22 protein-coding genes are annotated in these 24,719 nt (G+C 41.7%); 14 read left to right on the forward strand and 8 right to left on the reverse strand.

Going from position 1 to position 24,719, the window contains the following annotated elements; genetic code table 11:
• Positions 1–53: 53 nt before the first annotated feature.
• Together cysS and IEV36_RS09525 are read right to left on the reverse strand one after the other, a co-directional pair.
• The gene (cysS, locus tag IEV36_RS09520) at positions 54–1,475 is read right to left on the reverse strand and encodes a cysteine--tRNA ligase (protein ID WP_005258745.1); all 1,422 of its coding nucleotides are present in this window, start codon (positions 1,473–1,475) and stop codon (positions 54–56) included.
• Positions 1,476–1,583: 108 nt separating this feature from the next.
• The gene (locus IEV36_RS09525) at positions 1,584–2,990 is read right to left on the reverse strand and encodes a purine-cytosine permease family protein (RefSeq protein WP_005258744.1); all 1,407 of its coding nucleotides are present in this window, start codon (positions 2,988–2,990) and stop codon (positions 1,584–1,586) included.
• Positions 2,991–3,365: 375 nt separating this feature from the next.
• On the opposite strand from IEV36_RS09525, the gene IEV36_RS09530 reads away from it, so the two are divergent.
• The 11 genes from IEV36_RS09530 to IEV36_RS09580 all read left to right on the forward strand — a co-directional run bounded on the left by IEV36_RS09530 (position 3,366) and on the right by IEV36_RS09580 (position 14,257).
• Positions 3,366–4,343, forward strand: coding sequence for a KpsF/GutQ family sugar-phosphate isomerase (locus IEV36_RS09530; RefSeq protein ID WP_004773618.1), 978 nt, complete (start codon positions 3,366–3,368; stop codon positions 4,341–4,343).
• Between the two features lie 3 nt (positions 4,344–4,346).
• A complete protein-coding gene (locus tag IEV36_RS09535; protein WP_004773617.1) occupies positions 4,347–4,886 on the forward strand; it encodes a KdsC family phosphatase in 540 nt (179 codons plus the stop codon).
• A gap of 39 nt (positions 4,887–4,925) precedes the next feature.
• Positions 4,926–5,474, forward strand: coding sequence for an LPS export ABC transporter periplasmic protein LptC (lptC, locus tag IEV36_RS09540; RefSeq protein WP_004773616.1), 549 nt, complete (start codon positions 4,926–4,928; stop codon positions 5,472–5,474).
• Positions 5,458–6,006 carry a lipopolysaccharide transport periplasmic protein LptA gene (gene lptA / locus IEV36_RS09545; protein ID WP_005258742.1) on the forward strand — a complete coding sequence of 183 codons (549 nt, stop codon included), beginning with the start codon at positions 5,458–5,460 and terminating at the stop codon, positions 6,004–6,006. Before lptC ends, lptA begins: the two co-directional genes overlap by 17 nt.
• Positions 6,006–6,752, forward strand: a complete 747-nt coding sequence (lptB, locus tag IEV36_RS09550) for an LPS export ABC transporter ATP-binding protein (RefSeq protein WP_004773613.1) — start codon at positions 6,006–6,008, stop codon at positions 6,750–6,752. The genes lptA and lptB overlap by 1 nt, the downstream gene beginning before the upstream one ends.
• A gap of 346 nt (positions 6,753–7,098) precedes the next feature.
• Positions 7,099–8,589, forward strand: a complete 1,491-nt coding sequence (locus IEV36_RS09555) for a TolC family protein (protein ID WP_004773611.1) — start codon at positions 7,099–7,101, stop codon at positions 8,587–8,589.
• Positions 8,589–10,712, forward strand: coding sequence for a type I secretion system permease/ATPase (locus IEV36_RS09560; RefSeq protein WP_032810841.1), 2,124 nt, complete (start codon positions 8,589–8,591; stop codon positions 10,710–10,712). Before IEV36_RS09555 ends, IEV36_RS09560 begins: the two co-directional genes overlap by 1 nt.
• A gap of 24 nt (positions 10,713–10,736) precedes the next feature.
• Positions 10,737–11,927: an HlyD family type I secretion periplasmic adaptor subunit gene (locus IEV36_RS09565; RefSeq protein ID WP_005258740.1), complete on the forward strand. Its 1,191-nt coding sequence runs from the start codon at positions 10,737–10,739 to the stop codon at positions 11,925–11,927.
• A gap of 94 nt (positions 11,928–12,021) precedes the next feature.
• On the forward strand, positions 12,022–12,609 hold the full coding sequence (locus IEV36_RS09570) for an IMPACT family protein (RefSeq protein ID WP_005258738.1): 588 nt from the start codon (positions 12,022–12,024) through the stop codon (positions 12,607–12,609).
• A gap of 74 nt (positions 12,610–12,683) precedes the next feature.
• Positions 12,684–13,298, forward strand: coding sequence for an acyltransferase (locus IEV36_RS09575; RefSeq protein WP_005258736.1), 615 nt, complete (start codon positions 12,684–12,686; stop codon positions 13,296–13,298).
• A gap of 116 nt (positions 13,299–13,414) precedes the next feature.
• Complete coding sequence (locus IEV36_RS09580) at positions 13,415–14,257, forward strand: universal stress protein (RefSeq protein WP_004773602.1); 843 nt, start codon at positions 13,415–13,417, stop codon at positions 14,255–14,257.
• Between the two features lie 119 nt (positions 14,258–14,376).
• Here IEV36_RS09580 and IEV36_RS09585 read toward each other — a convergent pair whose 3' ends face one another.
• The 6 genes from IEV36_RS09585 to IEV36_RS09610 all read right to left on the reverse strand — a co-directional run bounded on the left by IEV36_RS09585 (position 14,377) and on the right by IEV36_RS09610 (position 20,051).
• Complete coding sequence (locus IEV36_RS09585) at positions 14,377–15,045, reverse strand: O-methyltransferase (RefSeq protein WP_005258734.1); 669 nt, start codon at positions 15,043–15,045, stop codon at positions 14,377–14,379.
• Between the two features lie 137 nt (positions 15,046–15,182).
• A complete protein-coding gene (locus IEV36_RS09590) occupies positions 15,183–15,896 on the reverse strand; it encodes a D-Ala-D-Ala carboxypeptidase family metallohydrolase (protein WP_005258732.1) in 714 nt (237 codons plus the stop codon).
• Between the two features lie 126 nt (positions 15,897–16,022).
• Complete coding sequence (gene fdxA / locus IEV36_RS09595) at positions 16,023–16,352, reverse strand: ferredoxin FdxA (protein WP_004652744.1); 330 nt, start codon at positions 16,350–16,352, stop codon at positions 16,023–16,025.
• 168 nt (positions 16,353–16,520) lie between these two features.
• Positions 16,521–16,688 carry a hypothetical protein gene (locus IEV36_RS09600; RefSeq protein ID WP_004773598.1) on the reverse strand — a complete coding sequence of 56 codons (168 nt, stop codon included), beginning with the start codon at positions 16,686–16,688 and terminating at the stop codon, positions 16,521–16,523.
• 138 nt (positions 16,689–16,826) lie between these two features.
• The gene (mutS, locus tag IEV36_RS09605; RefSeq protein ID WP_005258729.1) at positions 16,827–19,484 is read right to left on the reverse strand and encodes a DNA mismatch repair protein MutS; all 2,658 of its coding nucleotides are present in this window, start codon (positions 19,482–19,484) and stop codon (positions 16,827–16,829) included.
• A 258-nt stretch (positions 19,485–19,742) separates the two neighbouring features.
• Positions 19,743–20,051: a cytochrome b562 gene (locus IEV36_RS09610; protein ID WP_227591684.1), complete on the reverse strand. Its 309-nt coding sequence runs from the start codon at positions 20,049–20,051 to the stop codon at positions 19,743–19,745.
• Positions 20,052–20,366: 315 nt separating this feature from the next.
• Between IEV36_RS09610 and kdpA the strand changes: the two genes are divergently transcribed.
• From kdpA to kdpC, 3 genes are read left to right on the forward strand one after another with little or no spacing between them, the layout of a single operon-like run.
• Positions 20,367–22,064, forward strand: coding sequence for a potassium-transporting ATPase subunit KdpA (gene kdpA / locus IEV36_RS09615; protein WP_032863947.1), 1,698 nt, complete (start codon positions 20,367–20,369; stop codon positions 22,062–22,064).
• 16 nt (positions 22,065–22,080) lie between these two features.
• Entirely contained in the window at positions 22,081–24,093 is a 2,013-nt protein-coding gene (kdpB, locus tag IEV36_RS09620; protein ID WP_005258726.1) for a potassium-transporting ATPase subunit KdpB, read from the forward strand.
• A gap of 9 nt (positions 24,094–24,102) precedes the next feature.
• Positions 24,103–24,714 carry a potassium-transporting ATPase subunit KdpC gene (gene kdpC / locus IEV36_RS09625; protein WP_005258725.1) on the forward strand — a complete coding sequence of 204 codons (612 nt, stop codon included), beginning with the start codon at positions 24,103–24,105 and terminating at the stop codon, positions 24,712–24,714.
• Positions 24,715–24,719 lie beyond the last annotated feature (5 nt).

Below are 24,719 nucleotides of genomic sequence, written 5' to 3' on the forward strand. Positions count from 1 at the left end.
CATTATAGAGAGTTTCATTCAGCTGTCAACTCTCTGGCATGCTAAGTGTTGAATTAATCAGCACGTCTCCAGATTGTTCCTTGACGTGTATCTTCCAAAATCACACCCTGATCCAATAAAGATTGGCGAATACCGTCGGCTTTGGCAAAGTCTTTGGCTTTTTTCGCATCAACACGTTGCTGGATAAAATCTTCAATTTCAGCATCTGAAAGCGCTAGCGCTTCCTGACCAATATCTGATTTGAGGAAGTCATCAACATCATGCTGAACCAAGCCAAGAATGTCAGTTAAATGGCGTAGGGTAGAGTAAAGAAGCGTGGCTTGTTCAGCTTGTTCTTCTTTGACTGCACGGTTCAGTTCCTTATTGAGTTCAAACAGGACTGCCATTGCTTCAGCAGTATTGAAGTCGTCGCGCATCGCATTATTAAAACGCTCAACAAAGTGCTGCTCTAACGTCTCAGTGGTTTTTTGACCATAGACTTGCTGATAGGCTTTAAAAGAGTGATAGAAACGGCTAAGTGCTGTTTTCGCTTCTTTTAAGGCCACATCAGAGAAGTTAACTGGACTACGGTAGTGCGATGACACGATGAAGTAGCGAATCACTTCTGGATGGAATTTTTCCATCACATCACGGATGGTGAAGAAGTTGCCTAAAGATTTAGACATTTTCTCGCCATCAACGTTGATGAAGCCCACATGCATCCAGTAATTAACATATTGTTCGCCAGTCGATGCTTCACTTTGGGCGATTTCATTTTCATGGTGTGGGAACATCAGATCTGAACCACCACCATGAATATCGAAATGATTGCCTAGGCAGCAAGTCGACATTGCAGAACATTCAATATGCCAGCCTGGACGGCCATTGCCCCAAGGTGAAGCCCAAGCCGGTTCATTTTCTTTGGCATGTTTCCAAAGCACAAAGTCAAATGGATGTTTCTTTTCAACTTCAACATCAACACGCTCAGATGCACCCGCTTGCATATCTTCCAGTTTACGACCAGATAGACGACCATATTTATCGAATTTACTGACTTCAAAATAAACATCGCCATTGCTAGACGGATAAGCAGCACCTTTATCAACCAAGGTGTTAATCATGCTTTGCATCTGATCAATATATTCAGTTGCTTTTGGCGCTTCATCAGGTGCAGCACAGCCCAAGTTTGCTGCGTCTTCATTCATGGCATCGATAAAACGTGTAGTGAGTTGCTGAATGCTCTCACCATTTTCATTGGCACGTGCAATGATTTTGTCATCGATGTCGGTGATGTTACGGATATAGCGAACTTTCCAGCCCTGACTACGCAAGAAGCGAATGATGTAGTCAAATGCAACCATAACTCGAGCGTGCCCGATATGACAGTAATCATAAACAGTCATACCACACACATACATATCAATTTGACCTTCTGTGCGTGGGACAAATTCAACTTTTTTACGTTGCTCAGAATTATATAGAACAAAAGGTTGCATAAGGGTTTTCAAACACTCTACAAAAATCGTTATTCATCATAACGTATGCACCATATTTCATAAAGTTATCAGTAGAAAAAAGATGGTTTTGGTTTGCAATATTTTTCGTTATTCAAAACGTAGTTTGCTGGTCGCTCGAACTTGAGCTTTTTTTGCAAAATAATAATAAATCACCGCTGTTGCTAAAAGTCCGACCAGCCAGGAAATATCAACATCACCTAATGCTGTGGCGATTGTACCTGTAAAAAACTTACTATGAATAAAAGGAAGCTGTAGTAAAACCCCGAGGACATAGCAGCCAATACCAATATGATTCCAGCGTCCATACTTTCCGTTCGGATCATATAATGCAGCCACATCGCACTCTTCTTTAGAAATAAAATAGTAATCGACTAAATTAATTGCACTCCACGGGATAAAAAAAGTGAGCAAGAACAGGATGAATGCTTTAAAGGTATTTAAGAATGTATGTTCACCCAAGATTGCGATCAAGGTCGAAATAGCCACCATACCCAGTACAATACTTAACCGTGTGAGTTTGGAAATTTGATATTTTGGTTTGAAGCTATTCCAAATGGTTGCAATACACATGAAGCAACCATAGGCATTGAGGGTCGATAAGGTGACTTTGCCAAAGGCAATGCTGAAATATAAAAAAGTAATCACCAGTGCAGCTGCATTCATACCCACTACATATTGCACTTCATTTCCGACAAAGCCACCTTGTGAAATTTGTGCAATGAAGACACCCAGAGTCATGGAGATTTGCGAACTGAGGAGTGAACCTAAACCAACCGCCAGAAAAACACGGGTGGAGGAGGTGTTTGAGGGTAAATATCTGGAATAATCCGCCACATAAGGGCCGAATGAAATTTGCCAAGAGGCTGAAAGCGAAATTGCCAATAAAAATGAAGGCCAGCTAAATTTTTGAACTGCGATTAATGCTGAGAAATTTGAATGAGTCAAAATCTGGCTCAAAATAATCACAAATGCAATGATGCCAATCACGCTGGCAACTTTTCCAACCCAGTGGATTAAGCGGTAACCAATGGTCGCAAAGATCACAATAAAAGAGGCGTAAATTAAAATACCAGTTGTACTACTGACATTGATCAATTGTGCGATAGCTTTACCTGCCAGTACCTCACCAGTGGCTGTAAATCCGATATACATCAGACAAACCAACAAGATTGGAATACAAGCACCATATACCCCAAATTGAACGCGGCTTGAAATCATTTGTGGAAGACCGAGCTTTGGACCCTGTGCTGCGTGTAAAGCCATCACAACGGCTCCGAAACATTGTCCAATCAATAAACCAATAATAGACCAAAACACATCTCCGCCAAGCACAACGGCCAAAGCACCCGTAACGATTGCAGTTATTTGTAAGTTGGCACCAAACCACAGGGTAAATTGACCAAATACACTACCATGTCGTTCATGTTCTGGAATGAAGTCAATACTTCGGTTTTCAACAAACTGGTGTTTTTCTTTCTCATCCAATGAGCTCATCTTTTACTCCTGATCCATGAAGCATTGATTGTTATAGAAAATACATGATCTGGTTTTAGTATGTTCATGTACAATCTAGTATGTATATGTATATACAAGTTGTTTTAAATCTAGGCAAATTTATTTGTGTTAAGAAAGGTAAGTTTTCTGTCCCTGATGAAGCTGTAAATCCTATACGGAAGAGAATGACGAAAATTTTGTATTTCACACAAATTCGTGATCGATGATTGCACGCCGAAAAGCTCTCCATTTTTCATGAAAACTTATACATTTAGAAACGTGCATAATTCACAGTTATGTTAGAATCGCCCTCATTCTTTTGATTAAAATCATCTGCCAATAGGTAGATAGAGTATTATTTTGAGTCAAGCTCATATGTCACAAGCCATAAATTTCCAGAAAAGCGCAATAGAAACTCTGCGTATTGAACAGCAAGCAATTGAAGTACTTGCAACACAAATTAATGAACATTTTGATCGTGCCTGTGAAATATTACTGCAATGCCAAGGGCGTGTTGTGATTACCGGTATGGGGAAATCGGGTCATATCGGTCGTAAAATGGCGGCAACCTTTGCATCGACAGGTACACCTTCATTTTTTATGCACCCTGGTGAAGCGGGTCATGGCGATCTGGGCATGTTGGTGCGTGGCGATGTACTTATTGCGATTTCAAACTCGGGCAAGAGTGATGAAATCATGATGTTGATGCCACTGATCAAGCATTTAGGCGTGCCATTAATCACGATTAGTCGTGATGATAAAGGTCCAATGCCACAAAATGCAGATGTTGCATTAACACTGGGCGCAGCTGACGAAGCGTGTCCTTTAGGCTTGGCACCAACATCAAGTACAACAGCTACGCTGGTTCTCGGTGATGCTCTAGCGGTTGCATTATTGGAAGCACGCGGCTTTACGGCAGATGATTTTGCGCGTTCACACCCAGCAGGTGCATTGGGTAAACGCTTACTGTTGCATGTGAAGCATCTCATGCATACAGGTTCTGAATTACCAAAAGTACGTCCAGATACACCAATGAATAAGGTGTTATATGAAATTTCTGATAAGCGTCTTGGTTTAACCACGATTGTTGATGACAATGATACGTTATTGGGTATTTTCACTGATGGTGACTTACGTCGAATGATTGACCAGCAACAAGGTTTTGATGTCAATCTGGCAGTTTCTGAAGTGATGACCAAAAATCCGTTAACGATTTCTCAAGAAGCCCGTGCGGTGGAAGCATTAGAAAAAATGCATGAGAGAAAAATTAATCAGTTTGTTGTGGTGGATGACGCGAAAAAAGTGATTGGTGTGATCAGTATGCATGACCTTATTCAGGCGGGAGTAAATTAAGCCATGGCATCTTATGCTTTACAAGAACAAGCACGTCATTTACAGGCACTCGTGCTTGATGTGGATGGAATCTTAAGCGATGGCTTTGTTACATTAACCAACTCGGGTGATGAAATTAAATCATTTGATATCCGTGATGGTCTGGGCATGAAATTAGTCCAGCAAGCGGGTATGAAAGTGATTATTATCACGGGCCGAAAAAGTCATATCGTTGAAAAACGGATGTCAGATCTCGGTGTCGATCTGGTGTATCAAGGGCGTGAAGATAAGGGAACAGCCTTACGTGAAGCTTGTGCCCAACTTGGTTTATTGCCTGAAGACTGTATCTACATGGGTGATGACTGGCCAGATTTATCTGCATTTGCAATTGCTGGGATGAAAGTGACTGTTCCGAATGGTCATGAAGAAGTCCGCCGCCGTGCCAATCTGGTGACTCAGGCGATGGGCGGTCGCGGAGCTGTTCGAGAAGTCTGTGATATGTTGTTGATGGCAAAAGGTGTTTACCAAGAACTGCTTGAAAAATATCTTGCTGTACCACATTAATATAGTGTTGATTTGCTCAAAGGTTAGGTAACCCAGTTTATGGATACCAAAGTTTTATATGTTGTTGCTGTTGCAGTCGCTGCGGTGAGCGGTGGCTATTATTATTACAGTGGCAAGGCAAAAAAGCTGGATGTTGATTCAGCCAAGAATATGACTTATTCCGCACAGGGTGTTCACTTAACACAAACTGATGAGAAGGGTAATTTATATATTCGTGCTGAAGTGAAGCAGTTGCAGCAAAATATGCAACTTAAAACCTCTCAGCTGGATCAACTGAATGCAGTGATGTACAAACAGGGCAAAGCTGACGCAACCTTTTACGCAAAACAGGCAAATGGCTATGATGACAACACTAAAGTTGTCTTGCTTGGTAATGTTGTTGCGACGAAATTGTCCGATCAGGGTAAAATGGAGTTTCATACCGATGAACTCACAGGTTACCCAAAAACAAGAGAACTCGAAACACAACATCAGGTCACGGTTCAATCGCCAACTGCTGAGTTTGTGAGTCAAGGTCTAAAGGCTAATATGAATAATGGTCAATATGAATTTTACAAAATTCGAGGAAAGTATGCGCCAAGCTCTTAATTCTAAATCTCGTCTAACTTTCCTTAAACAAGCTGGCTGTGTCGCTGTGGTTGCGTTATCTGCAAGCACGAGCTTTGCCTTGCCGTCAGACCGCAATCAACAGCTTTCTCTAGTTGCTGATCGTGCAACCTATAATGATAAATCGGGTGTAACGACCTATACCGGTAATGTCGTGATTGAGCAGGGCACCATGAAATTGCAAGCAGACTCACTGGTTGCAAACTTAAATAGCCGTAAAGAAATCCAAACCATTACGGCAAAGGGACGACCTGCAAAGTTCCAGCAACAAATGGATGCCAATAAGGGGCTGGCACGTGGTGAAGCCCAAAATATCGTATATAACGCAGATACTGGGATTATCACGCTAACAGGTAATGCTTATCTGTATCAGGATGGTTCAAGCATTCGTGGTAATAGCCTGAAATATAGTATGAATAAAGGTGATGTCGAGGCTCAAGGTTCTTCGAGCAATCGTGTACAAATCATTATTCCACCATCAAGCTCTAAAAGCTTCCCAGGGGCGCGTGATTAATGGAACAGGCAGTGCAACAACCACAGACTTTATGTATTAAGCATTTAGCTAAAAACTATAGTAAACGTTGGGTAGTAAAAGACGTTTCTTTTACTATGCAAAGTGGACAAATCGTTGGTCTGCTTGGCCCGAATGGTGCAGGGAAAACCACTAGCTTCTATATGGTTGTTGGTCTTGTTCGTATGGATAAAGGCGAGATTCATTTAGATGATCTCGATATGTCTGATCTTGCGATGCATGAACGTGCGCGTAAAGGGATTGGCTATTTACCCCAAGAAGCTTCGATTTTTAGAAAATTAACGATTTCTGAAAATATTATGGCGATTTTAGAAACGCGTAAGGACTTGAATAAACAGCAGCGCCAGCAACGTTTGAATGAGTTATTAAGTGATTTTAAAATTACCCATATTAAAGATTCATTGGGTATGAGTGTTTCTGGTGGTGAACGCCGCCGTGCTGAGATTGCGCGTGCTTTGGCTGCTGATCCGAAATTTATGCTGCTGGATGAGCCTTTTGCTGGGGTTGACCCGATTTCGGTGGGTGATATTAAAGATATTATCCAGACGCTCAAAGATCGTGGTATTGGAGTACTTATTACCGATCATAACGTGCGTGAAACTTTAGCGATTTGTGAAAAAGCTTATATCGTCAGTGAAGGATCTGTGATTGCCGAGGGTACTCCACAAGAAATTCTGGATAATGAACAGGTGCGTAAAGTGTATTTAGGTGACGATTTCGTCGTTTAAACCGAATGAATTCTGTATTTGAAGAAAGAACCGAAAGGTTCTTTTTTTATGGCAGTTTTTTAAGTGGAAATCCTGAATACCAACGCTTCTGCTCGGAAATATTGGAAATTTTGCTGTAATTTGCTGATAAATATTTATTTTATTTTTTTAATTAGTTTGGCATATTTTATAAAAATGAGAACTGTTTTACAAAAATAAACACTTATAAATGTGTGAAAACGTGTTTAGAACATAGTGTTTTATGTAAAAAAATGATTAAAATGAAAATGCTGAAATGATAACAATACGAAAAAATATGAACTTAAAGAAAGATATAAAAGTGAATAATGGATCATGGAAAAGAAGTATGGATTTTAAGTGGTTACTTTATGTAGCAACGCTATCTGTGCCAATGACACATGCAACAACACCAAGTGAACAATATCACACTTTAAAGAATAATCTGTCTCGGCTGTTTGTTCCGCAAAGTAGTGATGAATTTAAAGTTGCCCAGATGCAAAAGCTGAGTAACTTCTCGGTCGATTCATCATTAGGCAGTGATTTGCCTGTTGTTGGATCAGGGCGTCCGCAAGAGACGGCAGTCGCAAATGCATTTTGGCAGAATCAACGTAAAGTATTGAAAGATGCAGTACAGGTTGCGGTACAACGTAATCCTGATATCTCTCAAGGAATCGCAGCATTGGCTTCACAAAATGCCAATATCGATGTTGCAAAATCGGGCTATTACCCACAGATTGGTGGCGGTGTCAGCACGGGAGACTTAGGTAAGAAAAGTACTCGCGGTCAGCAATTACTGACTTTAAGTGCAACCCAGATGCTTTATGATTTCGGCAAGGTTAAATCTGGCGTTAATGTAGAAAAGGCCAAGGTTGTGGTTGGGCAAGCCAATGTGTTGGTGAAAATTGATGATATTTCACTAGATGTTGCGCAAACAATTATTAATATTCAGCGTTATCAAACTCTTATCCAGATTGCAAATCAGCAGATCGCAGGGATCAGACGAATTCAGGAAATGGCGAATCTGCGAGCAAATGCCGGAATCAGTAGTCAGGCTGATCCGATCCAAGCGCAATCGTATTTACAATCAGCACAATCAGCGATGATTGCCCAGCAATCTTTACTCAGTCAGTATCAGCAACATCTTTATACATTGCTTGGTTTTGATACCCGCAATGTGAAATGGGCGATTCCTGAAGATTTTGTAAAACAATCAGATCTATATGCAACACCACAATTCAACACCATTCCGCAAATGATCGCTGCGCAGGCGGGTATTGAAGTTGCGCGTAATCAAAAATTACAGACACAAGTGAGTAATTATCCGACACTATCTGTAAAAGGAGAACTGAGTCAGGCTTTACACGGACGCAACCCGGGTAATGATAAAGAGGGTGGCTTTGATAGTGCGATCATGCTCGAAGCAAGCAGCCAGTTCTACCAAGGGGGAGCAACTTCTTCAAGAACCAAGGCCGCCAGTTATGCTGAAGAGGCAGCAAGAGCACAGGTCAATGCGGTTTATCTAAAAGTGCTGGATCAAATCAGAACCAGCCGTGAACAAATTGAAAATAAACAACGCCAGATGCAGGTTTTGGCGGGACAACAAGCAACAACAATACGTACAAGAGAGCTTTATCAAGAACAATATAAGTTGGGAACACGAACTTTAGTCGATTTGTTAAATGCAGAACAAGCGATTCATAGTGCGAATTCAGAGGCTGAAACAGCACGTTATGATATTTACAGTAGCATTGCGCAATATATTGCTGCGACAGGACGTTCTCGTCAGGCCTATGACCTCAATAATTTAAATATACAAGGGTTTGAGGTACAACCATGATTACTACAAAAATAAATTATCAGCCCTGGTTACAAGCAATATTAACCATCGCCAAGCATTACCGAATTGAACCATCTGAAGAACGGATTCGCTTACAACTGGACTGGAATCAAAACCAGAATCTGGATGAGGTTCTGGTGCTGATTAGCCGCCAGATTGGCCTGAATTTACGCAAAGTTGCTTTCACCAATGAAGTGATTAACCCTTGGCGTTTACCTGTATTGGTCGAATTGGCTGATGGACAGGTGGGTGTTATTGATAAAGCTGATGGTACTGGCCATGTCAGTATTCAATTGAGTGGTGATCAGGGACTTTCGCAAAAATTTGCGGTAGGTGCGCTAAGACACATCATTAAAAATGTCTATGTACTGCGTCCTGAACAGTCGGTGCCTGATGCGCGTGTTGATGAATATATCAAACCTTACCAACCAAGCTGGTTCTGGTCGATTGCTCTGCAAGACTGGAAGCGTTATATCGACATTATGCTGGCATCAATGATCGCCAACATTCTGGCATTGGCGACCATTATTTTCTCGATGCAGGTGTATGATCGAGTCGTACCTTCTCAATCCATTCCGACGCTTTGGGTATTGGCAGCGGGTGTATTAATCGCTGCGATTTTCGAATTTGTACTGCGTCTTTCGCGTATTTACATTTCAGATATTATTGGAAAGCGTGCCGATTTAAGAGTGTCAGATCGTGTATTTGGTCATGCACTACGTATCAAAAATAGTGAACGTTCTAAATCTACTGGTACTTTTATTTCTCAAATTCGCGAGCTGGAAGGCGTACGTGAGCTGGTCACTTCGACCACAATGGGCGCGATTGCAGATTTACCTTTTTTCTTCTTATTCCTGATTATTTTTGCGCTGATTGGCGGAAATTTATTTTGGGTCATGCTGCTGGTCGTGCCTTTAATGATTTTGCCTGCGATCTTGGCACAAAAGAAACTGGCTCAACTGGCACAAGAAGGGATGCGCGAATCTTCTATCCGTAATGCGATTCTGGTTGAAGCCGTGCAAGGTATTGAAGATATCAAGCTATTACGTGCGGAGTCGCGTTTCCAGAACCAGTGGAACCACATGAATGAGGTATCTGCCGATATTAGTATGCAACAACGTAAAATTGTTGGTGTGCTGACGGCATGGACACAAAAGATTCAGGGCCTGACCTATGCTGCAGTGATCCTGGTGGGCTGTTTTGCGGTGATGAAAGGTGATATGACCACGGGTGCATTGGTGGCATGTTCGATTTTGTCTTCTCGTATGCTGGCTCCCATTTCGCAAATCACAGGGATTCTCGGACGTTTACAACAAGCCAAAGTGGCTAAAAAAGGTCTGGATGAGTTAATGAAAAAGCCTGTTGATCAGGCAGATCAGGCTCATCTGGTTCATAAAGAAGTGCTACACGGTGACTACGAGCTTAAAAAAGTTGTATTTCAATATTCCGAAGATGATCCTCGTCCAAGTTTGTCTATTCCTCATTTGAAGATCCGTGCTGGTGAACGTATTGCCATTCTCGGGCGTAATGGTGCAGGCAAATCAACACTGCTCCAGATTTTATCTGCCATGCAATTTCCGAATGCAGGTTCGGTTCATTTAGATGATCTGGATATTAGCCTGATTGATCCGTCCGATGTACGTCGTGACATGGGCTTACTTAATCAGAATGCACATCTATTCTATGGCACGATCCGTGAAAACCTGACTTTGGGTGCACCACTCGCACGCGATGAAGACATTTTAAAAGCACTGAAAGTGACGGGTGCATTGAGCTTTGTGCATGAGAAGAAAGAAGGGCTTGATCATCTGGTTTTAGAAGGTGGCGTCGGTTTTTCTGGAGGGCAACGACAAGCTTTATTGTTAGCACGTCTCTTGATTCGTCAACCGAACATTCTGTTGCTTGATGAGCCAACGGCAGCCATTGATGATGTCGCCGAGAAGCAGCTTATTGACCATTTAAGAAACTGGTTGGGTTATCGAACTTTAGTGGTGGCGACTCATCGTCGAGCCGTTCTGGAATTGGTTGACCGGATTATTGTCATGAATGAAGGCAAGATCGTGATGGATGGGCCAGTGGAACAAGTCTTACAACAATCAGCAATAAAACAAAAAATAGTTTAATACTTAGAGAATAGAGGCAAATTTATGAGTGAAGAACAAAAAACGAGTAGCCGTCCGATGAATGTAACTTACAAAGAACCTAAGTTACCTCGTTCAACACTCGTTGTTTGGTTGATTGGGATTGGTTTACTTGTACTCTTGATCTGGGCATGGTTGTTTAATTTAGAAGAAGTTTCTACGGGGACAGGTAAAGTTATTCCATCTTCAAAAGAGCAGATCATTCAGTCACTTGAGGGTGGTATTTTAACCAAGCTTGATGTGAATGAAGGTGATGTGGTGGAAAAGGGGCAGATTCTTGCTCAACTTGATCCGACACGTTTGGCTTCGAATGTGGGGGAGTCACAGTCTTTACTGATTTCGGCACAGGCCACCGCAGCGCGTTTACGTGCGGAAGTAAATGGCACGCCACTGACTTTTCCTGAGGAAGTTAAGAAAAGTCCTAAGCTGGTTCAAGAGGAAACCGCACTTTATTATTCACGCCGTGAAAATCTGGAGCAATCCATCGCAGGTTATGAACAGGCTGCCAAGCTAGTGCGACAAGAGCTTGCCATGACTGAGCCATTAGTGGCAAAAGGTGCTGCAAGTGAAGTTGAAGTGTTGCGCTTAAAACGTGAAGCCAATGACTTGAATAATAAGATCAATGACACGCGTAACGAATATTATGTCAAAGCGCGAGAAGAGCTTTCCAAGGCCAATACTGATATCCAGACACAACAACAAGTAGTGAATGGACGTGCTGATAGCTTACAACGTGCGGTATTTAAAGCGCCAGTACGTGGTGTGGTCAAAGAAATTGATGTCACGACTTTAGGCGGGGTGATTCCGCAAAATGGTAAATTGATGACCATTGTCCCACTGGAAGATAAACTGTTGATTGAAGCTCGTATTTCTCCGCGAGATATTGCTTTTATTCGTCCGGGACAAGAAGCCTTGGTGAAGATTACGGCCTATGATTATTCGATTTACGGCGGTCTGGATGGGAAAGTAACTGTAATTTCTCCAGATACCATTCGTGATGAAGTGAAGCAGGATCAGTTCTATTATCGTGTTTATATCCGTACCGATTCAGATCGCCTCTATAACAAGGCGGGTAAGGCATTTAGTATTACCCCAGGGATGGTGGCGACAGTGGATATTCGTACAGGTCAAAAAACCATTATGGATTACCTGCTTAAACCGTTTAATAAAGCCAAAGAAGCATTACGCGAACGCTAAGTTGTGCTGATTGAGAAAACCTCGCTTCAGGCGAGGTTTTTTATTTGTCAGTTAAGCGGCTATAATCTGTTTTTCAGTTTTTATCTTGTTTTTTATGCCATTTACCATTGCCAGTACGGTAACTTTTGAAGAAGACATTAAAAAAAGTCGTTTCCAAGCGATTGCGGCTGTTGTTGAAAATGAACAGCAGGTTAAAGATTTTCTGGAGCAATACAAAGATACTTCAACCACGCATCAATGCTGGGCATGGAAAATTGGACATCATGTCCGTTTTAATGATGATGGCGAACCTTCAGGCACGGCAGGTCGACCCATTCTTGCGACTATTGAAGGTAATGAACTGACCAACGTTATTGTACTGGTCAATCGTTGGTATGGCGGTATTAAATTGGGTACGGGTGGTTTGGTACGTGCCTATGGTGGTTGCGCAGGTCAGTGCTTATTGTTAGCAGAAAAAATTGAACTGATTGAAAAGAAAGAAATCCAGTTTGCATGTCTGTTCAATGAATGGGCCATTATGCAGTATGAGTTGATGCAGCAACAGATTGAACATCAGGAAAGTTATACCGATACCGGTGTTACAGTTCAGGCCCGACTGCAAGTGCATCAGATTGAGCCTTTAAGACTTAAGCTGCAAGATGTGAGTAGAGGACGTGAGAAATTACATGTATGTGATGACTGAAATGTATCTGTCTTCTCTTGCGAGGCGATGCATCTCAGGGCGTGAAGTGCTGAAGTTTATTGAGGAGCAAGAGGATGAATGATCCTTTACTGAAATATCGCGAGCAGCATAAGCAGCGCCTTAATTATATGCCTTGGTTATATTGGACACTCAAGCCAAAACATCGTGAATGGGCAGAAGCATGGCAAGCTGAATATCAGGCCTATTTAATGGACATGGAAACGGTGGAAATCGGCAAGAACTGTTTCATTTCTCCATTAGCACATATTTTTGCAGAACGTGGACGTAAGATTTCGATTGGAGATAATACCTTTATCGCCGCAGATTGTACCTTGCATGGCCCATTAGAAATCGGCAATGAAGTCGCGATTAACCATCACTGTATTCTGGATGGGGGACGTACAGGGATCAAATTAAATGATCAAGTCAGAATCGCGGCTTATAGTCATTTATATGCCTTTGACCATGGTATGGAAATGGATCGTGCCATTTACCAGCAGCCTGTTAGCTCTAAAGGAATTGAAGTAGGATGTGATGTCTGGCTTGGTGCGCATGTGGGGATCAAGGATGGTATTAAAATTGGAGATCATGCAGTTGTGGGCATGAACAGTATGGTAACCAAAGATGTAGACGATTATGCAATCGTGGCAGGGAATCCAGCAAAAATAATTCGTTATCGTAATGAGTAAAGGTTTATTAAAAAGCTTATGAGATTCGATACATAAATTTAACCTTCCTCGCTTTTATCTGTGATAAGTTAAAAATAAGTAGAAGACCTAAGGTATTACCTAAAGAGAGGCGAAAAATGAACCGTGTAATTGCATGTATTGATTCTTCACCCTGCATTGATGCTGTGGCTGAGGCGGCTGTGTGGGTGGCCAAACAGACACAAAGAGAATTGGTACTATTGCAAATTCTGGACTATTACCCAGCGAGTTATCATTTAGGTGAAATCAGCGGTGTGATTGGCTTTGAAAGTAATGCCATGCTGTTGAAAGAGCTGGCTGAGCTAGAACAAAAGCAAAGTGAGCTTGCACTGGATTATAGTAATAATTTGCTTAAACATATTTCTGAGCTTATCGAAAAACAGTATGGCTTAACCAGCACCAAGATTCAGGAAAAAGGTGATTTTCTTGAGCAAAGTTTTAATCTTCTCGATGAAAACGATATTGTGATTATTGGTCGGGTGGGTGAGCGTGCTGCCGAGAAAAACAAACCGATTGGTAGCAATGTTGAAAACTTCATTCGTGGTGCAAACTGTACTGTTATTACGGTAGGCGAGCATTTCCAGCCACCGAAACGTTTTATCTTTGCCTATGAATATTCACCAACCTGCCAGAAAATGCTGCAACGTATTGCAAAAAGTGATCTGTTGAAACTCTTGCAATGCCACTTGCTTTACGTCGGTGATCATCCTGAAATGCTGGCAGAACCAGAGAAGTACTTAACCGATGCTGGATTGGAAGTGGTATCCGTGTACCGTTATGGTGATGTTGCTCAAAATATTCTTGAATATCAAAGGGAACATGATATTCAGCTGATTGTATTAGGGGCATTTAGCCACAGTAAAATTCATCAGTTCTTCTTGGGTAGTATCACTACCACGATCTTCCGTAATGCCAATGTACCTTTGCTTGTTGCTAAGTGATTCATTTCTTTCCATATAGTTATCCGCAATTCCTGTGGATAACTGTATGGAAAAGCATTAGAGATAAATATAATTTGTTGATATTACACAACTAAATTAAATAGGTTGTTTTTTAATCTCTATTTTACGATGGCAATTGCAAAGCCATCATGGCCTTTTGAGCCTACGGTTTGTAATGCTGTGCAAGATAACAGTTGAGGATGGTCTTTTAACGTCGTGAAAGCTTCACGAATTCCTTCAATACTTGGTTTCTTGTTATTTTCATCCAGAATATCTCCTGCACGAATCACATTATCCAGCACGATAATGGTACCTGAATGAGCAAGTTTTAAACTTAACTCAAAATATTCAGGATAACTTTGCTTATCCGCATCAATGAAAATGAAATCAAATGGTTCACTGCCTTCTGCAATCAGCTGATTCATGATATCTGCACCACGCCCTTTTTTTAGTTCAATGGTGGTTGGCATATTGGCAAAATCAATATTTTCCTGCGCAATGATGACATGGGTATCACGTCCTTCGACGGTAAGTAGATAACCATCTTCTGGCAGCGCTTTTGCTAGCCAAATGGTGCTGTAGGCGCCAAAAGTTCCCAGTTCCAATACACGTTTGCATTGGTTCATCTGGATCAGCATCTGCAAAAACATGCCTTGATTAGGCGCAACAGCCAAATGATTAGAAAACCCTTGAGTATCGGTATTGTCTAATGCATGTTGAAGTCTTGGATCTGTGGGAATTAAATGTGAATTGATATAGTCATCAATGTCGGTCCACATCTGTTGCATAATCAAGTTTACCTATGAATCTGTTAGCTGCATTTTAAACGTTTATGATCAGAGTGCAATTTGATTGCTCAATTAATCCTGTGTAATGAAACAAAAAAGAGATCAAATTGATCTCTTTTAAAGTTGCCGAAGGATTTTTAGAAATTACACATCGAGCTATTGCGGGTCAGGTCAGGACCCCAAGTACGATAGCCTTGCGTATCAATATGAATCTGTCCAGAACTATATAAACCAACGCCTATATCCAGACTTTGTCCATGCTGTGCCCAGAACTGACATAACTTGAATTTGGTCTGTTCGATAAAGGCATAATCTTGTGGCTGTGGGTATTCAGGGCCAATACGGAAATCAATGGCCGAGTTAAATAGATGTTTTGAAGAGCCCGCACCACCAGCACATTGGTTCAAAGGCAGATCTCGATAAACCGAGGTAACTTCAAAATCCGTTAAAACTTTTGCTGCGACCAGATATTTAAAGACACGTAAGGTTGGCAGGGCATTTCCCCATAACTCACGATTAGGCACCATATATTCTGAACGGCCACATTTTTGCCAGTCTCGTGCAGTACGTAGCAACTCAAAACTTGGAACAATATGGGCAACATTATTACGGGCAAGATACTGCTCGTATTCGCGAACGCGTGCATAATTATCGCCTTGACCGAGCCATCGGCGATAGGAAGGAGGTTCGACTTTATTTGGAACAGGGCGGGTTAAAGTGACTTGTTCTTGAGGAATGTAAATTCTTTTACCTTGGTTTTGATTTACTTTTGTGGTTGAACTCGTACAACCTACCATCATCACAGGGATGGCAAATAATGATAATAGACCCTGTAATTTATTTCGAATCATAAAAAGCGCAGTTCATAATCGATAGGCGTATTATTTTAATGCAAAATGGCGTATGAATAATGAGGTAATTGCAAAGAAATGTGTGATTAAAGTATAAAAAAGACCAGTAAAACTGGCCTTTTTCAATTATTTTTCTAAATATTGCAGCTTGTCTGGCTTGCCATTCCACTCTTCACGGTCAGCAGGTTGCTCACCAATTTGAGTGATGTTATTGCCAGCCCATTTTTCAGACAATTCAGCATTGAGTTCAATAAAGACTTCTTGGCCTTCTGGTAACTCATCTTCCGAGAAAATTGCATTTGCTGGGCATTCTGGTTCACATAGTGCGCAGTCAATACATTCATCTGGATTGATCACAAGGAAGTTTGGACCTTCGTAGAAGCAGTCTACTGGACAAACTTCAACACAATCTTGATATTTACATTTAATACAATTTTCGGTGACAACAAAGGTCATGGCGGCAGCTACCTAAAAAATATGGTTTTCATTTTGCATAGCGTATTTTAGGCAAAAAATACCGATAGAAACAATTCCTTTTATTGATATTTATTATTCGTATCAATGAAATGGACTTATTTATATGACTTTTGTTGATAATAAGTCTCAACTACAGCCGCAATTTGCTTATTTATGCTTTTTCTTGAGACCACCGCCATCTTGCTTATTCACTGTTGCCCAAGCAATACGTTCAGCATCTTCCTGAGAGCGACCCTGTTCCAGTTCACTTTCTTCAATATGCTTGGCTTGTCGTTTCTGTTTTGCTGTATATGCAGATTTATCGCCACGAGACATGGTATTTCCTCCACAGAATAATTTTCTAGGTTTAGGAATAACATGAACCTTAAAAAAGGTGGGTGAGCAATTGTTAGATTGCACAAGCGCTATGTAAATAAGCTCTACCTCAAAGGATAGAGCTTATTAATCAGAGGATTAATTCTCAAGTGTCTGACTGGTCTTGAATAAAGCTTTGAGTTGATAAAGCTGTTCAAGCGCCTGACGTGGTGTCAGGTCATCAACATCAATGTTTTGTAACAACTCTAATGCAGGTGATTTTGCTTCAACCTCAATTACTTTTTCAATAACTTGAGTTTCAATTTCATGCTCAACGGCACTGAATAAGTCATTCTGCACACTATTTGGTAAATGTTGATGCTGCTGCTTTTCCAGAATTTTTAGACGCTTTTGGGCTTCCTTAATCACACTTGCAGGAATACCTGCCAGTTTCGCAACCTGTAAACCGTGACTTTGGCTTGCGGGGCCATGTTGAACTTTATGTAGCAAAATCAAATTGCCATTTAGTTCTTGTGCGGTGACATGGTAATTATCAATGCCTGCTTCGCTACCCAGTTCAGTCAGCTCAAAATAGTGGGTCGCAAACAGACACAAACATTTTACGCGTTTGGTTAAATCAACCACACAGGCCCAAGCCAGAGAAAGACCATCGTAGGTACTGGTTCCACGACCGACTTCATCCATCAGTACTAAGGACTGGCTGGTTGCGTGATGAAGGATTTGTGAGGTTTCAGTCATTTCAACCATAAAGGTTGATTTACCTGTCGATAAATCATCTGCAGAACCAATACGGGTAAAGATACGGTCAATCGAACCCAACTTTGCAGCTTTGGCAGGGACAAAGCTACCACAATAGGCGAGTAAACTAATAAGTGCCGTCTGACGCATAAAGGTTGATTTACCGCCCATGTTCGGGCCAGTAATAATTGCCATACGATGCTGTGGATCAAGGAAAGTATCATTCGGCGTAAATGGTGCTTTATTTAACGCTTCGACCACAGGATGACGGCCAGCCTGAATTTTGATACAAGTTTCAGCAGTAAATTCTGGTCTTGCCCAACTGTTTAATCGTGCTTGATGGGCAAAGTTTGCCAATACATCGATATGCGCAATCGCCGCACTCATCATTTGTAAATGCGCAATATTCTGACGCAATTCATCTAATAACGATTCAAATAAAAGTTTTTCACGGGCGAGGGCACGCGATTCACTCGAAAGCACTTTATCTTCAAAGCCTTTGAGTTCTGGCGTGATATATCGTTCAGCATTTTTCAGGGTTTGGCGACGAATATAATCGGCAGGGGCCTGTTCAGCTTGTGCACGTGTCAATTCGATATAATAGCCGCTGACGCGGTTATAACCGATTTTCAGGGTGTTGATTCCTGTACGCTCACGTTCTTTAATTTCTAAATCAATCAGGAACTGACCCGCATGATCACGAATTTTGCGTAATTCATCCAGTTCTTCGTCATAGCCTTCTGCAATTACATTGCCATCACGAAGAAGTACAGGTGGGCTTTCAACAATCGCAGCCATTAAGTGCTGATGTAAGCTTTTAAAGTCGCCCAGCTCTTGGTCAAGCTGTGTAAGTAATTTAGATTGCTGGGTTTTTAATACAGGTGCTAAGGCATGACGCAAGAATGGAATCTGTGCACATGCATGACGAAGTTGTACCAGATCACGGGGACGAGCACTGCCTAAAGCAACACGGCTGAGCACACGTTCAATATCACCAATTTCTTTTAATACCAAACGAACAGGTGTTTCATGGAAACCTTTTAATAACTGTTCAGTCGCATCAAGACGTGCATCGAGAATGGCTGTGTCACGGATCGGTTGCATCAGCGTTCGGCTCAACAAACGTCCGCCCATCGCCGTTTGGCAATCATTGATGAGTTGAAACAGAGAAGTACCATGCTCAAATAGAGGTTCAATGATCTCTAAGTTGCGGCGCGTAATCGGATCAAGTGCAATAAAGTCAGTACTTTGCTCAATCTGAATTGAACGGATATGAGGTAATGCAGTTTTTTGGGTTTCTTTAGCGTAATGAATCAGCGCAGCAGCGGCAGCTCTGGCAAGCGGTAATGGATCTAAACCAAAGCCAGATAAGGTCGAAACTGAAAATTGGTCACATAACGTTTTTTGGGCATTATTTAAATTAAAGTCGACATTTGGGCGCTTGGTAATCGGGCAGTCCAGATTCTTTTTGATTTGTTCAATAATATTTTTATCAATCAGATCTTCATCAATCAGGATTTCGCTTGGCATTAGACGTGCCAGCTCGATTGCCAGTTGCTCTGGCTTATAGTCTTGTTGCTGGACTTTGAAAATACCTGCACTGAGATCAAGCAAGGCCAAACCGATTTGATTTTGCTGAATGCAAAGCGCAACCAGATTTGAAGATTGATAACTGCCAAGCAGTGCATCATCCGTTAAAGTTCCAGGCGTCAAAATACGAACAACTTTACGCTCAACAGGCCCTTTTCCTGTAACTTCACCCACTTGCTCGCAGATCGCAACAGTACGTCCCGCTTTGACCAAACGCGCGAGATAACCTTCAGCTGCATGGTAAGGCACGCCAGCCATTGGAATCGGTTGACCGCTGGCTTTACCACGATGGGTCAGTGTAATGCCGAGTAATTTGGCCGCTAAATGAGCATCTTCAAAAAAAAGCTCGTAAAAATCGCCCATACGATAGAACAGCAAAGCATGTTGATAGTCGGTTTTGACTTTAAGGTATTGCTGCATCATTGGTGTATGGTTGGATAAGTCAGCCATGATTTCAGCGCTGTTCATTCGTACTAAATCCTTGAAACTTAATATTTAGATAAATCTGATCTGGAGGATTAACGATGTCATCCATCCTCATAATTCTGTGCAAATCTGACTGAATTAGATAAAAAAGTATAGCTTTTTTATGTCACATTGAGTCAGTGGCATATGCGGTGCAGTTAAATTTACACGTGGTTCATCTTAACAAATCCATAGAAATTCACAAAAAGGATTGCTTGGAGAAATGAAGAAATAAGCAACAAAAGAAAATTACTTTACTCACTATTTCTGACGATATTTTTTATGGACGATTGTCATCAGTTTATTCATGTCTTTCGTAGCCTTTTTACCTTCCACGAATTTTCCAGCGATAAATAATTTTTTTATTTCATTTATTTCCGTGAGTAATTTACCCATGACATCCTGATATTCAATAACCTTTGGATCATTTTCCTGTAATTGATTTAAAGGAGCTGGCAAAAACTCCATCAGATCAAGTACGGCATTGTTCATCTTAAATAAAGAGTCTAATGCCTGATATTTATCTTTAGATGCTTGGAATTCTTTATAGTGAACTTCTAAATTTTGCACGGTATAGATTCTGTTGGAAGTTTCTGCGAGACAAGACGTACTTAGTATTATTGATAAAACGAATCCAATGAGAATTTTCATTTAATTTGCTCTTTATAAAATAACATGTCCAATAGAGGAGGCTCCTCCACATGGAAGTTGAAGTATCTCAAAAAATAATAACCAACTTACTGGACGCGATTAGCTTCGCCAAAACAGATTGTAGAGGGAGATTTTTATTTACGTAAAATTTACGTTTTCAGGTTTTTTCAATATAGAGAATTTACGTCCCTCATTTCCATACTGATGTTGACCAATTTTTAAATGGCATCTGCTATGTGGGAATTTATTTCTGTATTTGTCCTTTGTTTGCTGCTGGCTTATCCGCTCGGTGCTTATCTTGCGGATGTGATGCAAGCAAAACCAATGAAAAGTGACCGATTGTTTAACTGGATCGAGCAGCCAATTTATGCAGTACTTGGCGTAAAACACCGTGGTATGAACTGGCGCCAATATCTTGCTGCTTTTATCTTTAGCAATATTTTACTGCTTGGTGCAAGTGTCACAATCCTGATGACGCAGGCATGGCTACCACTAAATCCAGATCATATCCCGAATATGAACTGGGATTTAGCTTTGCATACCACGATCTCATTTCTGACCAATACTAATCAGCAGCATTATTCAGGGCAGGCGCAACTGTCTTATTTATCGCAAATGACCGTGATTGTCGGTTTGCAATATTTATCGCCCATAATTGGGCTTGCATTATTGGTCGCTATGTTGAGAGCTTTATTCCTACAATCAGGTCATGGAGAAGCAGCGAATCAAAAAGACTGGGATACGGTCAATCTGGGTAATTATTGGATGGATCTCATCCGCCCATTATTTAGATTCTTTATTCCACTCGCTTTAATTTTTTCTTTGCTGCTTACTTTTCAAGGTGTGCCAGCAACCTTGTCTGCGGGACCAACAGCGCAGGTCTTAGATCAAAGCGCTGAGGTACACACACAACATATTCCACTTGGCCCTGTTGCGCCTATGGTTGCAATTAAACAGCTGGGCAGTAACGGTGGTGGTTGGTATGGCCCAAATAGTAGTGTGCCTTTAGAAAACCCAACACCGTTGTCCAATGTGATTGAAATGATTGCGATCTTACTGATCCCGTTGTCAGTGGTGTTTATGGTCGGGCGCTTTATCCAACGTAAAAAACTGATGTGGATGATTTTTGGCAGTATGTTGTTGATGTCATTGATTTCTACCTCTTTGACTTTCTGGACTGAAAAATCATCTTTGATTGCTAATGCAGCCTTGATGGAGGGTAAGGAAGTGCGTTTTAGTGCGGATGCATCGGCACTTTGGGCGAGCCTCACCACACAAGTGAATAATGGTTCAGTCAACATGATGCATGACTCAGCCTCACCACTCACAGGCTTGGTTGAACTGTGCAATATGTTGATCAATGCCATCTGGGGTGGGATTGGCTGTGGTTTATTACAGTTCTTTATTTATCTATTTTTAGCAGTATTCATCGCGGGTTTAATGACAGGCCGGACCCCTGAATTATTTGGTCGAAAAGTGGAAGTGACTGAAATCAAGTTGTTAGCTCTTGTGATCTTGTTACAACCTGTGGTGATTCTTGGTTTGACTGCGATCGCAATCGCATTTCCAACGCTGACAGGCAACTCCAATCCAGCGTTTCATGGCATTAGCCAAGTGTTTTATGAATATGTCTCTGCCTATGCCAACAATGGTTCTGGTTTTGAAGGTTTAGGCGATAACACCTTATGGTGGAATCTGAGTGCCAGTGTCGCTTTATTGGCAGGTCGTTATAGTGTGTTGATTATTCCTGTTTTAATTGCGGTCAGCCTAGCAACCAAACCGCAAGCTGCTGAAAGCAAAGGATCTTTACACATCGAATCACCCACATTTGCACTGACCTTAATTGGGATCGTGTTGATTCTCACCTTATTGCAATTCATGCCAGTGTTGGTGATCGGACCAATTGCTGACTATCTGTGTATAAAAGTTTAAGTGTGGAGCAAACACAATGAAACATTCAAATGCGACACAACACATGGATATTTTGAATAAAGAAATCCTTCAACAAACTTTTTATAAACTATTACCGCAATATGCATTTAAAAATCCTGTCATGGCATGTGTATGGGTGGGCACACTCTTAACCATTGCAGCGACCTTGATGGGAAGTACCAGCTTCGGTTTCGGTGTAGTGTTGAGCTTGATTCTATTGGTCACCGTATTATTCGCCAATTATGCTGAAGCAGTCGCAGAAGCCAAAGGACGCGGGCAGGCAGCGTCCTTACGCCAAGCGCGTGAAAATTTAACGGCTAATCGGATTGCCGATCTGAATGCAGCACCGATGGTCATCTCTGCAAACCTACTTAAAAAAGATGATTTGGTCATTGTCAAAGCTGGTGAAATTGTCCCTGCGGATGGGGAGATTATTCAAGGTTTCGCGACCATTAATGAGTCTGCAGTGACTGGTGAGTCTGCACCTGTATTGCGTGAAGCCAATACTGACCGTTCAGGTGTCATTGGGGGAACCAAAGTTTTATCTGATGAAATTATTATTCGGGTGAGTAATGAAGCGGGACATAGCTTTCTAGACCGTATGATTGCATTGGTTGAAGGAGCCAATCGCCAAAAAACACCGAATGAGATTGCACTAAGTGTCTTACTCAATATCATGACCATCACCTTTATTGTCGTGGTCGCGACCTTGCCATTCATTGGGGCAATGGTCGGGATCAAAATCAGTCTAGTCTTGTTGATTGCTTTACTGGTGTGTTTGATTCCAACCACGATTGGAGGATTACTGCCAGCGATTGGGATTGCAGGCATGAACCGTGCCTTAAAAGCCAATGTTCTCGCTAAATCAGGCAAGGCTGTCGAAGTTGCGGGTGATATTGACGTGTTGCTATTAGATAAAACAGGCACGATCACCTATGGAGACCGCCAAGCCACTGCCTTTTATCCTTTGGCTGGCGTAAGCCCAAGTGAGTTACGCCAAGCTGCAATGTTAACTTCTTTTGCCGACCCAACTCCTGAAGGGAAGTCGGTAATCAGTCTTGGGAAAGAACTGGGTGAAAGCATTAAAGAACCTGTAGATGCAGAATTCATCCAGTTTAGTGCCGCAACACGCTTATCTGGTGTGGATTTAGTCACAGGACAAAGCATTCGTAAAGGTGCGGTGGATGCCATTCTTAAATTTACTAACCAAGACATCAAGGATAACGTTGAGCTTAAAACCCGCGTAGAACAGGTTGCTTCGAAAGGCGCGACCCCATTAGTGGTTGCTTCGAATCACAGTATTTTAGGGGTGATTGAACTCTCGGATGTGATTAAACAAGGGATTAAAGAGCGTTTTGCACTGTTACGAGAGATGGGTATTAAAACCATTATGGTCACAGGGGACAATCCATTGACTGCCGCTGCGATTGCAGCTGAAGCTGGGGTGGATGATTATATTGCTGAAGCACGACCTGAAGATAAACTGGCCTGTATTCGTAAAGAACAAGCGGCTGGTAAATTGGTGGCGATGGTCGGTGACGGAACCAATGATGCGCCTGCTTTGGCTCAAGCAGATATTGGCTTGGCCATGAATTCAGGCACCCAAGCAGCCAAAGAAGCAGGCAATATGGTGGACCTTGATTCAGATCCAACCAAACTGCTTGATGTCGTGGAAATTGGGAAGCAGCAATTAATCACCCGCGGTGCATTAACCACCTTTTCTTTGGCAAATGATGTGTCTAAATACTTTGTAATTTTACCTGCATTGTTTGCTGTGGCAATTCCTCAACTTGGGGTGTTCAATATTTTGCAATTGAGCAGTCCAAGCAGTGCTGTGATTTCAGCATTGATCTTTAATGCGCTGATTATCCCGATGTTGATTCCATTGGCACTAAAAGGGGTGCAGTTTAAGCCTGCCAGTGCTTTGCAATTATTACGCCGTAATATGTTGATCTATGGTGTTGGTGGAGTGATTTTCCCTTTTATTGCAATCAAGTTGATTGACCTTGTTGTGTCATTGTGGATTTAGGAGAAAGAAATGAATACATTAGAAAATCTGCCTTTATCAACCGAAGTTCAGTCTGCGCTACGTCCAAGTATTGGTTTGATCTTGGTTGGCTTTTTGATTGCAGGTGTGTTGTATAGTGCGGTAAGCGTTTCTATCGCTCAATTGCTCTTTCCTAAACAGGCCAATGGTAGTTTGATTGAGCTGAATGGAAAGATTGTGGGTTCGAGTTTAGTTGGGCAGAATTTCGTGAGTGAGCAATATTTTCATGCTCGCCCCAGTGCGGTAAGTTACAGTGTAGATGGGATGGCGGGAAGTAATTTGGCAGTTTCTAATCCTGATTTGCAAAAACAAATTAAAGAAAGAACAATGCAATTTGCCCAGAATAATCATATTTCAGAACAGCAGGTACCAAACGATATGGTTACGGCATCAGGCAGTGGGATTGACCCAGATATTTCACCTGACAGTGCCTTGTTACAAGTGAAACGCGTGGCACAGCAACGTCATTTGTCAGAGTCACAGGTCAAAAAATTAGTACAGCAACAGATTCAGCCTGCACAGTTCGGTTTATATGGACAGGCGCGAGTCAATGTTCTACAACTGAATCTGGCCCTAGATCAATTGTCATCGACCACACGTTGATAGAG

Source organism: Acinetobacter vivianii (genome assembly GCF_014635885.1).
Classification (GTDB): domain Bacteria; phylum Pseudomonadota; class Gammaproteobacteria; order Pseudomonadales; family Moraxellaceae; genus Acinetobacter; species Acinetobacter vivianii.